Below are 14,491 nucleotides of genomic sequence, written 5' to 3' on the forward strand. Positions count from 1 at the left end.
GCGCACCACGGCCGGGGCCGGGACCACCGCACGGGACTCAGTCCCGCCGCAGCACCACCACGTCCGCCGGCGCGAGCGTCACCGCCTCCCCCCGGGTCCAGCGCCGGTCGGTGAGCAGGTCCACCCCGTCGGCGTGCGCCGCCACCGTCACCGGCGCCGTGCCGTGGTGCAGCACCAGGTCGATCCGGTCACCGCGCGGGGTGATCCGAGTGGCCAGTTCGAGTCCGGGCACCTCGGCGAAGGGGCCAAGCAGGTCGTGCCGGCCGAGCGCGGACCGGACGATGTGCGCCAGACCCTCCTGGTCCAGCGGCGCACCGACGTACCAGACCTGGCCCTCGCCGCCCGGGCCGGCCTGCGGGGCGGGCACCCGGCGGCGGGTGACCGCGGGTTCCCCGGCGTAGAAGTCGGCGCCGTAGCGGGCGATCACCTCGGCCCCCTCGGGCACCAGGATCTCGAACACCCAGCGCGCGTCCGCCACCGGCCCGCCGTCGGTGAAGGTCACCGGGTTGGCCAGCTCCGGCTCGGCGGCGTCGGTCTCGGCCACCCGGACCCCGGCCAGGGCGGCCAGCGGTCCGGGCACGTCGGCAAGGAACCGCCGGTCGTACTCGTCCACCCGGCCGGACAGGAAGCCGGTCAGCACGGTGCCACCGCGGGCGGCGACCGCGGCCAGCCGGTCGGGCAGGTCGTCCTTGATCAGGTGCAGCAGCGGTGCGGCGACCACGTCGTAGCCGGACAGGTCGGCGGTCACCGGCAGCACGTCCAGCTGGGCGCCGGCCTCCCAGAACGCCCGGCCCCACTCCAGCACGGTGGGCAGGTATCGCAGCAACCGGTTCGGTCCGTCCGCCAGTTCCATCGCCCACCAGGAGTCCCAGTCGACCAGCAGGGCGGCCCGGGCCGGGGTGCGGGCGCCGAGCAGCAGGTCGCCGACCCGCTGCAACTCGGCCCCCAGTCCGGCGACCTCCCGGAACGCCCGGGTGTCCAGCCGGCCGGAGTGGTCCAGCACGGCGCCGTGGGTCATCTCGCAGGCGCCGCGCGAGGCCCGCAGCTGGAAGAACAGCACCGAGTCCGAGCCGTGCGCGATCGCCTGCCAGGACCACAGCCGCATGATCCCCGGCCGGCGGACCGGGTTGACGTCGCGGGAGGCGGTGACCGTCGGCGTCTGCTCCATCAGCCAGAACGGGGCGCCGTCCTTCAGGCCCCGCATCAGGTCGTGGGTCAGGGCGGTGCGCCAGGGTTCGTCGCTGCGGGGCGGGTAGTTGTCCCAGGAGGCGAAGTCCAGGTGCGGCGCCCAGCGGTGGTAGTCCAGCGGCTGGTAGAACCCCATGAAGTTGGTGGTCACCGGCAGGTCGGAGTGCGCGCGGATCGCCGCCTTCTCCTCGCAGAACTGCCGGATCGCGTTGTCGGTGCTGAACCGGCGGTAGTCCAGAGTGATCCCCTGGAAGGCGGTGTGGTCCGGGCCGCGCCAGTGCTCGGTGAGCGCACTCGGCGGTTCGATCTGCTCCCAGGCGGTGAACCGGTGCGACCAGAAGGTGGTGTTCCAGGCGTCGTTGAGGGCGTCCAGCGTGCCGTACCGGCGGCGCAGCCAGGCGCGGAACTCCCCGGCGCACAGCTCGCAGTAGCAGGTGCCGCCGTCGCCGCCGTACTCGTTGCCGATGTGCCAGGCGACCACGGCGGGCCGGTCGGCGTAGCGCTCGGCGACCCGGCCGGCCAGCTCCCGGGCCAGCCGGCGGAACACCGGCGAGCTCCAGCAGGCGTTGTGCCGCTGGCCGTACCGGTGCTTGCGACCCTCGAAGTCGACCCGGGTCACCTCCGGGTGGTCGTGCGCCAGCCACGGCGGCAGTGCCCCGGTGCCGGTGGCCAGGCAGATCTGCCGCCCCTCGTCCTCGGCGCGCTGCACGATCCGGTCCAGCACGGTGAAGTCGTAGCGGTCCGGGCCGGGCTGGCTGACCGACCACAGGAACACCCCGAGCGTGACGGTGGTGATCCGGGCGGCGTCGAAGGCGGCGTAGTCCGCGTCCCACACCTCCGGCGGCCACTGCTCCGGGTTGTAGTCGCCGCCGAAGGCGATCGTCCCGGTCCGCGGCAGGCGGGCCTCAGTCATGTCGGGTGAACCTCTCGGTGATGTCGGTGACCAGGGGGCGGGCCATCGCGTGCAGCAGCAGCACGGCGGCCCAGGCGAGCAGCGCGGCCACCACGTCGAAGGCCAGGACGGTGATGGTCGCGCCGATCAGGAGCAGGCTCAGCACGCCCAGGCTGAACCGCCACTGCGGCAGCACCTCGATCAGCGCGATCCGCACCGCGTCGCGCAGCCGGAAGGTGAACCGGGCCTGGATCACGGCCAGGTGCGCGGCCAGCACCACCAGCAGCGCGGCGATCACCAGGCTGACCGGGCGCAGCGCCGCACCGCCGGGCACCGCGTCGGCATAGGCGATGTTGAGCGCCGGCACCGTGGCGACGAGCAGCAGCGGGGCCCACCAGCTCAGGGTGCCGAGCGCATCCCGCCGATAGGCCCGCCAGAACCCGCGGGCCGGGGACAGATCCCGGTCGACCTCCCAGGAGCGCGCCGCGGCCAGCCCGGCGACCACCGCCGGTCCGGCCGGCAGCAGTGCCAGCAGGTACAGCGGCAGGTTGGACGGGTCGCGTTCCAGCACCACCAAGGCCGCCGCGGTGGGCAGCGTGGTCAGCACCAGCAGCAGTTCGAGCACCAGGCACCGGTAGACCCCGGCCGCCGCCCGGGACAGCACGCCGGGGCCGACCTCCTCGTCGGTCCAGGTCCGGGCGTTCATCGCGGTTCCCCGGCGCCGAGCAGCCGGCGCTCGTCCAGCCAGGGCGGGGTCCGGTCCGGGGCGCCGGTCACCTCCACCAGGGCGATGCCGTGCCGGCCCAGGTCGACGTCCAGCCGGTGGCGACCGCCCTGCGCGGGCACCCGGCGGACGGTGATCGCGGGGGTCGCGGCGTCGTGCAGGTCGGCCATCGCCCGGTGGTCCGGGGCGAGCGGCGAGCCCATCACCTGCCAAGCGGCCCGGGCATTCCCGCGCAGCGCGTCCACGTGCCGCTCGGTGACCACCGCGTCGCCCTCGCCGGGCAGGTCCAGCCGCACCCGGTGGCCGTCCTCGGCGACGGTGGCGCCGTCGACGGGCTGCCAGAGCAGGGCGCTGATCCGGCCGTCCGGGTGCCGGGTGACCAGGTGGTCGGCGCCCCGGGCCAGGATGTCGGCGCCCAGCCGGGCCATGAAGGCGTACAGGTGGAACACCGGCTTGCGCAGCTGGCGGTGCCCGAGCAGGCCGAAGCCGCCGTGCAGCGGTGCGGTCGGCACGCCCTCCTCCTCGAAGACGTCGCACAGCGTCCAGTAGGAGAACGAGTCGACCAGGTCGCCACCGTGGGCCAGCACCGGGGCCAGGTAGGCGGCCTGGTAGGCGGTGTCGTGGACCGGGTTGTCCGGCCGGTAGGAGCTGGAGAACTCGGTGATGTGCACCGGCAGGCCGGCCAGGCCGGTCTCCGCCAGCAGGCTCCGCGGGGTGCCGAACTGGGTCAGCAGGTCCTGCGGCGGGCGCAGGGTCTGGTAGGTCCCGAACGGCACGTGCTGCGCCGGGCCGGAGGTGTAGGCGTGCTTGCTGACGAAGTCGCAGGGCACGCCGGCGCGCTCGACGTACTCGGCGAACCGGGGCAGCCAGTCGTCGGCACCGGGCGACACGGCAGGCCCGCCGACCGCGATCTGCGGGTCGATGTCCTTCACGGCGCGGGCGGTGACGGCGTAGAGCCGGTGGTAGGCGTCCTCGTCGGCGTCCTGCCAGAACACCGGCAGATTCGGTTCGTTCCAGACCTCGACCGGCCAGCCGCGCACCTGGTCGATGCCGTACCGCTGCACCAGGTGGCCCAGCAGTGCCCGGACCAGGTCCGCCCAGGCGTCGTGGTCCCGCGGCGGGGTCACGTTGCCGCGCCACCAGAACTGGGTCTGGTCACCGGAGGCGAGCGCGGCCGGCATGAACCCGAGTTCCAGGAACGGCGCCATCCCGGCGCCCAGCCAGGTGTCGATCACCAGGTCGACGTAGGCGAAGCCGTACCGGGTCCCGGCCCGTCCGCCGTGGTCGTAGGGCCGGACCAGGCCCATGTCGTCGTGCAGGATCCCGTGCGCCCGGGTCGCCCCGAAGCCGATCTCCTCCTGCACCACCGCCAGGGAGTCCCGGTAGTCGGCGTGCAGCACCTCCCGGGTCCGGCCGGTGCCGACACAGGCGCGCCAGGCGGTGGACAGCGTCGCCACGGGCGCGGTGGGGACGACGACGGGAACGGGTGTGCGGGTCATGACTGCCCTCCGGGGCCGGGGTGGGCGGGCGCGCACCGGCGCCCGCCCACCGGGATGGTGATCGATCAGCCGTTCTCGGCCTGGTAGCGCTCGCGGGCGCCGTTGATCACGTCGACGTACTGGGACGCGCCCTTGCCCTCCACCTCGGCCAGGAAGGAATCCCACTCGGAGAGGTCACGCTGGCCGAGGATGAACTGGATCGACCCCTGGAAGACCGCGTCCTTCAGCGAGCTGTCCAGCAGCGCGAGCTGCTCGTTCTCCGACTCGTTCAGCGGCGCCGGCGGGGCCAGTTCCATCATCTCGTAGTCGGCGATCGACTCCTGGAACGCGACCTCGGCGTCGGAGAAGGTCGACCAGAGCAGCTCGGTGCTGCCGCCGTAGGCGAAGTTGCCGCCGGAGAAGCCGAAGTCCTTCTGCAGGTGCAGCGGGGCGTCCGGGTTCATCCCGACGTAGTCGACATCCGCCGCCAGGGTGCGGGTGCCGTCGGCGGCCTTCTCGTAGGTGGTGCCCTCGACGCCCCACTTGGTGAACTCTTGGCCCTCGTCCGAGTAGAACAGCCAGTCGATGAACTGCATCATCGCCACGAAGTCCGGCGAGTCGGCGGCCGAGGCGGAGATCATCAGGCCGTTCTCCAGTTGGGAGACCGGGTTGAGCATGCACCCGGCGTCACCGCACGGCACCGGGATCTTCGCCACGGTCGCCCCCGGGACGTTCTCCTTCAGGCCCGGCTCGTAGTCGTTGACGATCGCCTGCGCGTTGGCGCTGATCGCGGCGCTGCGGCCGGTGACGAACTTCTGGATCGCCGCGTCGTCGTCCTGGGTGAAGCTCTCCGGGTCCATCAGGCCGTCGGCGACCAGGCCGTGGAAGTACTCGATCATCTCCCGGTACTCCGGCATCGCGGCGGTGACCACGAACTCCCCGGCGTCCGGGTCCCAGGTCTCGTTGTTGTAGCCCCATCCGCCGGAAGTGCCGAAGCCGAGGGAGGCCACGTTCAGCAGGGCGCCGCCCGGGTCGGTCTCGGAGTACCGGTCGGAGAACGGGTACTCGCCCGGCCGGGCCTCCTTGATCGCCTCCAGCGCGGTGCGGAACTCGTCCCAGGTGGTCGGCGTGGCCAGTCCGAGCTCGTCCAGCACATCGGTGCGCATCGCGATCGTGTAGTCCTGCCACGGCGCCTCGTGCACACCGGGCAGCAGGTAGAACTTGCCGTCCTCCTGCCGGCGCTGGTCGAGGTTGTCCTCCAGCCCCCACTCCTCGATCTTGGCCTGCAGGTTCGGCATCAGGTCGAGGTAGTCCGAGACCGGCAGGATCGCGCCGGAGGCGACGAACGGGTCCTCCTGGCCGCCGTAGGTCTTGGCGATGATCGACGGGGCGTCGCCGGCGCCGATCAGCAGGCTGCGCTTCTGCTCGTAGTCGCTCAGCGGGACCAGCGTCGGTTCCAGGGTCACATTCGTGCGCTCGGTGATCTCGGACCACAGCAGCCAGTCGCTCTGCGACGGGTAGTTCGGGTGGTCGGAGTACAGGATGGAGAAGGTGAGCGGTTCGGTGGCGGTGAACTGGTCGCCGACGGCGTAGTCCTCCATCGCACCGGTGCGGTTGTCGAGGCCGGTGGACTCCTCGTCCGAGCCGGAGCCGCCGGAGCAGGCGGTCAGGGCCAGGGCCAGGGCCGCGATGGCGGCGATGCCACGCGCCCGTGTGCGCTGGGACATGGGGGTTTCCTTTCGTGACGAACGTCGTTGTCGGTCGAGCAGGAGGTGGGGGGCGCAGTCGTCGGCGAACCGGGGGCGCGGGAGTCAGCCCTTGACGGAGCCGAGCATCACCCCCGAGACGAAGTAGCGCTGGACGAAGGGGTAGACGCACAGGATCGGCAGCACCGTGAGCAGCATCGTCACGGCCTGGATGTTCGACGACACCTGGGCGATGTCCGCGGCGCCGACCGCCCCGGTGGACTGGGCGGTGGACGACCCGGCGATCAGGTTCCGCAGGTAGACGGTCACCGGGAACAGCTCGGACCGGTCCATGTACAGGAACGCCGCGAACCACGAGTTCCAGAAGGTGACCGCGTAGAACAGCAGCATGGTGGCGATCACCGCCTTGGACAGTGGGATGACGATCTTCCACAGGATCCGGTAGGTGCCGAGCCCGTCGATCTGCGCCGCTTCCTCCAGGTCGGGCGGCAGATTCTCGAAGAACGCCTTCATCACCAGCAGGTTGAACACGCTGATCGCATTGGGCAGCACGATCGCCCAGATGGTGTTCTTCAGCCCCAGGCTGGTGATCAGCACGTAGTTCGGGATCAGGCCGCCGTTGAAGAACATCGTGAACACCGCAATCCCGATCAGCACGCTGCGCCCGCGCAGGTGGTGCTTGGAGATCACGTAGGCGTAGCAGGTGGTCAGCACCAGGGCGATCGCCGTGGCCACCACGGTGTAGACCACGGTGTTCCGGTAGTTGGTCCAGAACATCGAGTCGCCCATCACCAGCTGGTAGGTGGTGAGGTTGAACCCAACCGGCCAGATGTTCACCTTCCCGGACCGGATCGCGGTGTCCGAACTGAACGACTGGGCGACGATCATCAGGAACGGGTAGAGGGTCGCCGCCACCACGCCGAGCAGCACGATCACGTTGAACACCCGGAACACCCGGTAGCCGCGGGTGTCCTTCAGGGAATGTCCCGGTCGCACCGGAGGGGTGGCCACCGGGGCCGGGGTCGTCTCGGTGGTCTCGGTCGTCGTCACCACAGGCTCGCTCCCACCGCTCGCTTGGAGATCGCATTCGCGGAGAGGATCAACGTCAGGCCGATGATCGACTCGAACAGCCCGATGGCCGCCGCGTACGAGAAGTTGTTGGACACCAGGCCGACCCGGTACAGGTAGGTCGAGATGACGTCGGCCGTGGGGTAGGTCAGCGGGTTGTAGAGCAGCAGGATCTTCTCGAACCCGACCGCCATGAAGGTGCCGATCTGCAGGATCAGCAGCGTGACCATCGTCGGCCGGATGCCCGGCAGCGTGACGTGCCAGGTCTGCTTCCACCGGTTGGCACCGTCGATCCGGGCCGCCTCGTACAGCGACTCGTCCACCGTGGTCAGCGCGGCCAGGTAGAGGATCGTGCCCCAGCCGACGGTCTGCCAGACCTCCGAGGACACGTAGATCGCCCGGAACCACTCGGGTTGTTGCAGGAACGGCACCGCATCCCCGCCGAGCGCGGTGACGATCTGGTTGACCGTGCCCTCCAGCGACAGCAGCTGGAACAGCATCCCGGCGATGATCACGATCGACAGGAAGTGCGGCAGGTAGGACACCGACTGCACGAACCGCTTGAACACCCGCGAGCGCAGCTCGTTCAGCAGCAGCGCCAGGACGATCGGCAGCGGGAAGCAGAACAGCAGGGTCAGCGCCCCGATGACCAGGGTGTTGCGGAAGACCATCCAGAACGTGGGGTCGTTGAGGAACATCTCCACATAGCGGAAGCCCACCCACTCCTCGCCGAAGATGTTCCCGCCGGCCCGGAACTTCCGGAACGCGATCACGTTGCCGAGCATCGGCACGTAGCGGAACACCGCGAAGAACAGCAGCGGCAGCACGGCCAGCGAGTACAGCTGCCAGTCCCGCCGCAGGGCGGTCCGCCAGGGCACCCGGCCGTCGGCGGCCCGGCGGCGCGCTGGTCGCGCCGGGCGGGAGGTGCTCACACTCATGGGACATCCACCTCGCTGTGGGAGACCGTGGTCGAAACTATCGACATCGTTTCCGATAGTTGGCGTTCAGGACCCTAGGGGTGGACACCCGGATCGTCAAGGATCGCCATGGGTTCTGGGGACTGCGCTACAGTGGCCAGCGGCTGCTGCTGAGCGACACTTTCGAAGGGAAGCCATGCCGAGAAGTCGCACCCGGATCGCCGACATCGCCAGCGAGGTGGGCGTCTCCGTCCCCACCGTGTCGAAGGTGCTGAACGGCCGCACGGACGTCGCCGAGGCGACCCGTGCCCGGGTCGAGGCCGCCCTGGAACGTCACGACTACCGCAAGCCGGTCGCCACCCGCGGCCCCGGCAACGGTGTCCGCCTGCTCGACCTGGTGTTCCACGCCGCGGACAACCTCTGGGCGCAGGAGATCATCAAGGGCGTCGAGCAGGTCTGCGGCCCGGAGCGGGTCGGCGTGGTGCTCTCCGAGCTGGGTGGGTCCCACCGGCCGCCGCAGGAGTGGATCGACGACGTGATGGCCCGCCGGCCACTCGGCGTGCTGCTGGTGATGTCCGACCTGGACGCCAAGCAGCGCCACCAGCTCGCCTCCCGCGCCATCCCGTTCGCCGTGGTCGACACCCAGGGCGAACCGCCGGCCGGCGTGCCGACGGTGGGCTCCAACAACTGGAACGGCGGGCTGTCCGGCACCCGGCACCTGCTCAGCCTCGGCCACCGGCGGATCGCCGCGATCTCCGGGCCGGACGACATGCTGTGCTCCCGCGCCCGGGTCGACGGCTTCCGCAGCGCCCACGACGAGCTCGGCGTGCCCTGGGACCCGGCGCTGATCCGCTGGGGCGGGTTCGATGCCGACAGCGGCTACCGGTACGGCCTGGAACTGCTGGACCGCCCCGACCGTCCGACCGCGATCTTCGCCGGGTCCGACTACCAGGCACTCGGGGTGCTGCGGGCCGCCCGGCAGCTCGGACTGCGGGTGCCCGAGGACCTGTCCATCGTCGGCTACGACGATCTGCCGATCAGCCAGTGGATCGATCCCGGCCTGACCACCGTGCACCAGCCGCTGCGTGAGATGGCCGGGCTGGCCACCCGGATGCTGCTCACCCTGGCCGCCGGGGGCGAACCGCCGTCGATGCGGGTGGAACTGGTCACCGAGCTGGTGATCCGCGCCTCCACCGCACCCCCGGCACCATGACCCCGGCGCCGGAGGAGCACGGGCTGCCCACCGCGGCACTGCTGGCCCTGATCGACGACCTGGACGGCCAGGACCCGCACGCCCTGGTGGTCGCCCGGCACGGCACCGTGCTCGCCCGGGCCGCCTGGGCGCCCTACCGGACCGACCGGGCGACCCTGGTGTACTCGGTGTCGAAGTCGGTGACCGCGCTGGCCGTGCTCCTGCTCGCTGACGAGGGCCGGATCGGCCTGGACGACCCGGTGGACCGGCACCTCGACCTGCCGAACCCGCACCGGCTCACCCTGCGCCGACTGCTGACGATGACCACCGGGCACAGCCGGGAGCAGACCCTGGCGATGCCGACCGATCCCCGGGTGCTGCTGGCCACACCGCCCGCGTACCCGGTCGGCAGCCGGTTCGCGTACAACTCGCCGGCCACCGCGACCCTGGCCCGGGTGGTCGCCGCGGTGAGCGGGGAGCAGCCGGGTGCGTACCTGCGCCCCCGGCTGTTCGACCCGCTCGGCATCGGCCCGCGCTGGTGGCGCCGGCAGGACGGCATCGACCAGGGCTTCTCCGGCCTGCACCTCACGGTCGAGGACCAGGCCCGGCTCGGCACCGCCCTGCTGCCCGATGCCCCGCCGGGCCGCGTGCCCCCGCCGAGAGTGCACGAATGCAGCTCTCACGGCCCGGGAGACGTGCATTCGTGCACTCTCGGCGTGGTGCCCCGCGGGGTGCGGGAGGTGATCGGCGGGGAGTTCGTGAGCAGTGCGGGAGCGGAGAGCGGGGCGGATCCTGGGCATGAGCCCGACCCGGGGATCCCGGACTGGTCGCGCGGGTACGGCTATGGCGTGTGGGCCGGGCGGCACGGGTTCCGGATGGACGGCGCCTACGGGCAGTTCACCCTGGTGCTGCCGGACACCGGCCTGGTGGTCGCGTACCAGGGCGCCACCACCGACACCCAGCGCACCCTGGACGTGCTCTGGCGCCTGGTGGAGTCGGTCGCCGCCGACCCGCTGCCGGCCGCCGACCCTGCCGTGACCGCCCGGTGGCGGGAGCGGGTCGCCGGCCTGGACTCCTGGACCGCCCGCGACCGGCTCACCCCGGCGGGCGGCCCGGGGCCGGACCTGACCGGCTGGACCCTGACCGACACCACCGACGGCGGCCGACTGCTCGCCACCCCGGGCGGTGCGCTGCTGCTGTACCCGGACCGCTGGTCCACCGGCATCCTGACGCTGCCCGGCGAACCGGGGGTGCTGCCGGTCGCCGCCCGCGCCGAACGACTGCCGGACGGCACCGTGCGCGCACACCTGGCCCTGACCAGCTCCCCGCACCGCGTCCTGCTCACCCGCACCGCCGCGGGCACCCTGGACGCCCGCTGGCACACCGCGCCGCTCTGGCACCCGGAGCTGCGCACCCTGCTCGTCCCGCCGCAGGTCGCCGACCTCGCAGCGCCCTGATCCCCGACCCCACCCGGAGCCATGACCCACGACGACGACGTCCATCCCGCCTGGCTGCCCGACGCCGCACTCGCCCCGCTGCGCACCCGCCCGTGCACCGTGCTCGGGTCCGGCCCCTGCGCCCGGACCGCCCGCGCGGAACTGGGCCCACAGGTCCCGCTCGACCGGGCGACGCTGGTGGTCGCCACCGCCGCCGAGCCGGCGCTGCCCGGCCTCCCCCCGATCCCTGCCGGTGGGTACGCGCTTGTCCGGGACGGGGAGCGACTGCTGGTGATCGGCGACGACGAGGCGTGCGCGCTGCGCGGCGTCTACGCCCTGGCCCGCGACCTGGCCGTCCAGGCCCTGACCGGCAATGAACCACCGCTCACCGTGCACGCGCCCGGACAGCCGCTGCGGATGCTGGACCACTGGGACAACATCGACGTGCACCCGGTGATGGGCCAGGTCGAACGCGGCTACTCCGGCGGGTCGATCTTCTACGCCGACGGACAGGTGCGCGCCGACCTGGGCCGGGTGCGCGACTACGCCCGGCTGCTCGCCGCGACCGGGATCAACGCGGTGGCGATCAACAACGTCAACGTGCACGCCCGCGAGGCCCGGCTGCTGACCGACGGGTTGGACGACGTCGCCCGGATCGCCGCGGAGTTCCGGGACCACGGCATCCGGACCTTCCTGTCGGTGTCCTTCGCCGCACCGGTCCTGCTCGGTGGCGCGGACACCGCCGACCCGCTCGACCCGGCAGTCGCGGACTGGTGGCGGACGGCCACCGACCGGGTCTACGCCGCGATCCCCGACTTCGGCGGCTACCTGGTCAAGGCCGACTCGGAGGGACAGCCCGGGCCGTTCGCCTACGGCCGCAGCCACGCCGACGGCGCCAACCTGCTCGCCGCGGCGCTGCGACCGCACGGCGGCACGGTGCTCTGGCGGGCCTTCGTCTACGACCACCGGCAGGACTGGCGGGACCGCAGCACCGACCGCGCCCGCGCCGCGCACGACCACTTCGCCCCGCTGGACGGCGACTTCGCCGAGAACGTGGTGCTCCAGGTCAAACACGGCCCGATGGACTTCCAGGTGCGCGAGCCGCTGTCCTCGGTGCTGGCCGCCATGCCGCATACCCGGCTGGCCATCGAGCTGCAGGTCACCCAGGAGTACACCGGCCAGCAGCGGCACCTGTGCTACCTCGCGCCGGCCTGGCGGGAGTACCTGCGGCACCCGCTGGACGGCACGCACCCGGTCGCGGACACCGTCGCCGGCGTCACCGGGGTGTCCAACGTCGGCGACGACCCGTTCTGGACCGGGCACCCGCTGGCGCAGGCCAACCTCTACGCCTTCGGGCGACTGGCCTGGGACTCCACCCTGACCCCCGAGCGGATCCTGGACGAGTGGATCGCGCTCACCTTCGCCGGGGCCGGAGCCGACGGCCTGCGCCGGATCGCCGCCGCGCTGCACACCATGCTGGACGACTCCTGGCGGCGGTACGAGGGCTACACCGCCCCGCTCGGCGTCGGCTTCATGGTCCGGCCGGGCACCCACGGCCACCCGGACGTCGACGGCTACGAGTACACCCCGTGGGGCACGTACCACTTCGCCGACCGGGACGGGATCGGTGTCGACCGCACCCGCAGCACCGGCACCGGCTACACCGGCCAGTACCCGTCACCCTGGCGCGAGATCTACGAGTCGGTGGACACCTGCCCGGACGAGCTGCTGCTGTTCTTCCACCACGTGCCCTACCAGCACGTCCTGCACTCCGGCAGCACCGTGATCCAGCACATCTACGACTCCCGGGCCGATGCGGTCGAGCAGTTGGACGGGGTCGAGGTGGCCTGGGACTCGCTGCGCGACCTGGTCGGCACCGACCTGCCCGCCGCCGTGGACCACCGGGTGCGCGAGCGGCTGGCCGAGCAGCGGCGTAGCGCGATCGAGTGGCGGGACCAGATCCGCAGCTACTTCCTGCGCAAGTCCGGGGTGCCGGACCGGACTGGGCGGCCGATCTACTGAGCACGGCACGAGGGCCCCGCCCGGATCGGACGGGGCCCTCGTACGGTCAGGGGATCAGTGCTGCTGCGCCCGGCGGCGGACGACCAGCACGGTCAGCCCACCGGCGAGCACCAGGCCACCGGCGATCGCGCCCCACAGGGCCAGGTCCGAGCCGGTGGTGGCCAGGTTCCCGGACCGGGCCGGCGCGGTGATCGTGGTGACACCCGGAGCCGGAGTGGTCGGCGTGTTCGGGGCCGCGGGGGTGACCGGGCCGGTCGGGTCCTCGGGCTCCTCCACCGGGGCCGGCGGGTTCTGCGCCCACTGCGCGAAGTGCGTGACATTCGCCGAGATCGGGGTGTCCAGCGCCAGCGTCACCGGGTCGCCGGTGCCGTCCTGGGCCAGGTTCCACCCGGTCAGGGTGTGGTCAGCCTTGGTCGGCTCCGCCGGGATCTGGCGCGCACCGGCGGCCAGCGTCGTGGCGAACACCCGCACCTCCTGGTCGGAGGTGCCGCCGTTCGCGTGCCGGGTGACCAGGTAGTTGTTCGGGTAAAGCCCCAGCGTCGACCAGTCCACGTCCTCGGTCGCCAGCTGCACCGCACCGTTGTTCACCACGTCGCCCGGGGTCGCACCGCCCCGCAGCTGCCCCTCACCGGTCACCGTCACATCCGCCGGGATTCGCAGTACGGCCGGGTCCGGGATGATCAGGGTTGCCGGGTCGGCGATGTGCAGCGAACCGAACGTGGTCCCCGAACGGCCGCTGCCCACCGCGGAGGAGGTGTTCGTGATGTCGGCACCGTTGATCGCGGTGATCGTGCCGCCGAGCAGCCGCACGTCGCCGCCGCTGGCCTGGATGCCACCGCCGATGCCCGCGCCACCACCGATGCCGGTGGCGGTGACCACCGGGTTGCCGGAGATGGTGATCGAACCGGCGTCGCCGCGCGGACCGGAGCCGATGCCCGCCCCGTACGTGGTGCTGGCCGCGATCACGTTGGCGTTGCCGGCGATCTCGATGATGCCGCCGTTCGCGCCCCCGCGGGAGGTGGAGGGGTATCCGCCGCCGATGCCTGCGCCCCAACCGCCGGTGGCGTCCACCACCGCGTCGCCGTCGATCCGGATCGTGCCGCCGTTGCTGCCACCGGCGTAACCGCCACCGATGCCCGCGCCGCCCTCGCTGGTGGCCGTCACCACCGCGTGGTCGGTGATGGTGACGTCGCCGGAGTCGGTGTACACCCCACCGCCGATGCCGGCCCCGTCCTCCGCGATCGCGGTGACCCGGGCGTTCCCGCCGATGGTGATGTCACCGGCCTGCAGGCGCGGGTCGGCAGCCGAGTCGCCGTCACCGGAACCGATCCCCGCGCCGAACTGGGCGCCCTCGGCCGTCACGTCCGCGTCGCCACGGATGATGATCGTGCCGCCGTCGCCGTGCGCCCCGCCGCCGATCCCGGCGGACATGGTGGCCGGGCTGCTGGCGTCGACCACGGCCCGGCCCTCGATGATCAGGGTGGCGCCGGTGGTCTCGATCCCGGCCCGGTCCTCCTTGCCCGGGTCCGACGCCTGCCCGCGGGACAGTGCGTGGGCGGCCAGCGTGCCGGGCTGCCCGGCGCTGGTGTCGGTGACCGTCAGGGTCGAGCCCTGGCCGAGCACGATCGCGGCCGTGGACAGGTCGTGACCGTTCAGGTCCAGCACCAAGGACGAGCCGTCCGCCAGCACCAGCCGGTTCAGCCGGTCGTCGGTGGAGATGACCTGGGTCAGGTCGGCGCCGAGCTGCACGGTGCCACCCACGGACGCCGGGTCGTCGAAGATCGCGTCCAGTGCGGAGTAGTCATTGGTGGTCGCCGCCATCGCCGGCAACGCGCCACCGGCGACGGCGGCCACGCACGCCGTCAGCA

General features: G+C 72.1%; 10 protein-coding genes. 3 read left to right on the plus strand and 7 right to left on the minus strand.

Features of this window, described 5'->3' with window-relative positions:
• Positions 1-37: 37 nt before the first annotated feature.
• From HGA03_RS16400 to HGA03_RS16425, 6 genes are all read right to left on the minus strand, one after another.
• Positions 38-2,101 carry a beta-galactosidase gene (locus HGA03_RS16400; RefSeq protein WP_168631378.1) on the minus strand — a complete coding sequence of 688 codons (2,064 nt, stop codon included), beginning with the start codon at positions 2,099-2,101 and terminating at the stop codon, positions 38-40.
• Entirely contained in the window at positions 2,094-2,786 is a 693-nt protein-coding gene (locus tag HGA03_RS16405) for a YesL family protein (protein ID WP_168631379.1), read from the minus strand. Before HGA03_RS16405 ends, HGA03_RS16400 begins: the two co-directional genes overlap by 8 nt.
• Entirely contained in the window at positions 2,783-4,303 is a 1,521-nt protein-coding gene (locus HGA03_RS16410) for a GH39 family glycosyl hydrolase (RefSeq protein ID WP_168631380.1), read from the minus strand. Before HGA03_RS16410 ends, HGA03_RS16405 begins: the two co-directional genes overlap by 4 nt.
• A gap of 65 nt (positions 4,304-4,368) precedes the next feature.
• Positions 4,369-6,009, minus strand: a complete 1,641-nt coding sequence (locus HGA03_RS16415; protein WP_168631381.1) for an ABC transporter substrate-binding protein — start codon at positions 6,007-6,009, stop codon at positions 4,369-4,371.
• Positions 6,010-6,093: 84 nt separating this feature from the next.
• Positions 6,094-7,038 (minus strand): carbohydrate ABC transporter permease, encoded by a 945-nt coding sequence (locus HGA03_RS16420; protein WP_203767669.1) that lies wholly within the window; start codon positions 7,036-7,038, stop codon positions 6,094-6,096.
• The gene (locus HGA03_RS16425) at positions 7,035-7,994 is read right to left on the minus strand and encodes an ABC transporter permease (protein WP_168631382.1); all 960 of its coding nucleotides are present in this window, start codon (positions 7,992-7,994) and stop codon (positions 7,035-7,037) included. Before HGA03_RS16425 ends, HGA03_RS16420 begins: the two co-directional genes overlap by 4 nt.
• A 175-nt stretch (positions 7,995-8,169) precedes the next feature.
• Here HGA03_RS16425 and HGA03_RS16430 point away from each other — a divergent pair, with 175 nt between their 5' ends.
• From HGA03_RS16430 to HGA03_RS16440, 3 genes are read left to right on the plus strand one after another with little or no spacing between them, the layout of a single operon-like run.
• Positions 8,170-9,186 carry a LacI family DNA-binding transcriptional regulator gene (locus tag HGA03_RS16430; RefSeq protein WP_168631383.1) on the plus strand — a complete coding sequence of 339 codons (1,017 nt, stop codon included), beginning with the start codon at positions 8,170-8,172 and terminating at the stop codon, positions 9,184-9,186.
• The gene (locus HGA03_RS16435) at positions 9,183-10,622 is read left to right on the plus strand and encodes a serine hydrolase domain-containing protein (protein WP_168631384.1); all 1,440 of its coding nucleotides are present in this window, start codon (positions 9,183-9,185) and stop codon (positions 10,620-10,622) included. The genes HGA03_RS16430 and HGA03_RS16435 overlap by 4 nt, the downstream gene beginning before the upstream one ends.
• A 21-nt stretch (positions 10,623-10,643) precedes the next feature.
• Positions 10,644-12,623 (plus strand): alpha-glucuronidase, encoded by a 1,980-nt coding sequence (locus HGA03_RS16440; protein WP_168631385.1) that lies wholly within the window; start codon positions 10,644-10,646, stop codon positions 12,621-12,623.
• Positions 12,624-12,677: 54 nt separating this feature from the next.
• Here the strand turns inward: HGA03_RS16440 and HGA03_RS16445 are convergent, their stop codons facing one another.
• Positions 12,678-14,477 carry an InlB B-repeat-containing protein gene (locus HGA03_RS16445; protein WP_168631386.1) on the minus strand — a complete coding sequence of 600 codons (1,800 nt, stop codon included), beginning with the start codon at positions 14,475-14,477 and terminating at the stop codon, positions 12,678-12,680.
• Between the last annotated feature and the right edge of the window lie 14 nt (positions 14,478-14,491).

The sequence above is a fragment of the Cellulomonas denverensis genome (assembly GCF_012396125.1).
Classification (GTDB): Bacteria; Actinomycetota; Actinomycetes; order Actinomycetales; family Cellulomonadaceae; genus Cellulomonas; species Cellulomonas denverensis.

Bases quoted from the DNA above. Each gene is read 5' to 3' on its own strand.
- HGA03_RS16400 (WP_168631378.1), bottom strand. From the start codon at position 2,101: ATGACTGAGGCCCGCCTGCCGCGGACCGGGACGATCGCCTTCGGCGGC.
- HGA03_RS16405 (WP_168631379.1), bottom strand. From the start codon at position 2,786: ATGAACGCCCGGACCTGGACCGACGAGGAGGTCGGCCCCGGCGTGCTG.
- HGA03_RS16410 (WP_168631380.1), bottom strand. From the start codon at position 4,303: ATGACCCGCACACCCGTTCCCGTCGTCGTCCCCACCGCGCCCGTGGCG.
- HGA03_RS16415 (WP_168631381.1), bottom strand. From the start codon at position 6,009: ATGTCCCAGCGCACACGGGCGCGTGGCATCGCCGCCATCGCGGCCCTG.
- HGA03_RS16425 (WP_168631382.1), bottom strand. From the start codon at position 7,994: ATGAGTGTGAGCACCTCCCGCCCGGCGCGACCAGCGCGCCGCCGGGCC.
- HGA03_RS16430 (WP_168631383.1), top strand. From the start codon at position 8,170: ATGCCGAGAAGTCGCACCCGGATCGCCGACATCGCCAGCGAGGTGGGC.
- HGA03_RS16435 (WP_168631384.1), top strand. From the start codon at position 9,183: ATGACCCCGGCGCCGGAGGAGCACGGGCTGCCCACCGCGGCACTGCTG.
- HGA03_RS16440 (WP_168631385.1), top strand. From the start codon at position 10,644: ATGACCCACGACGACGACGTCCATCCCGCCTGGCTGCCCGACGCCGCA.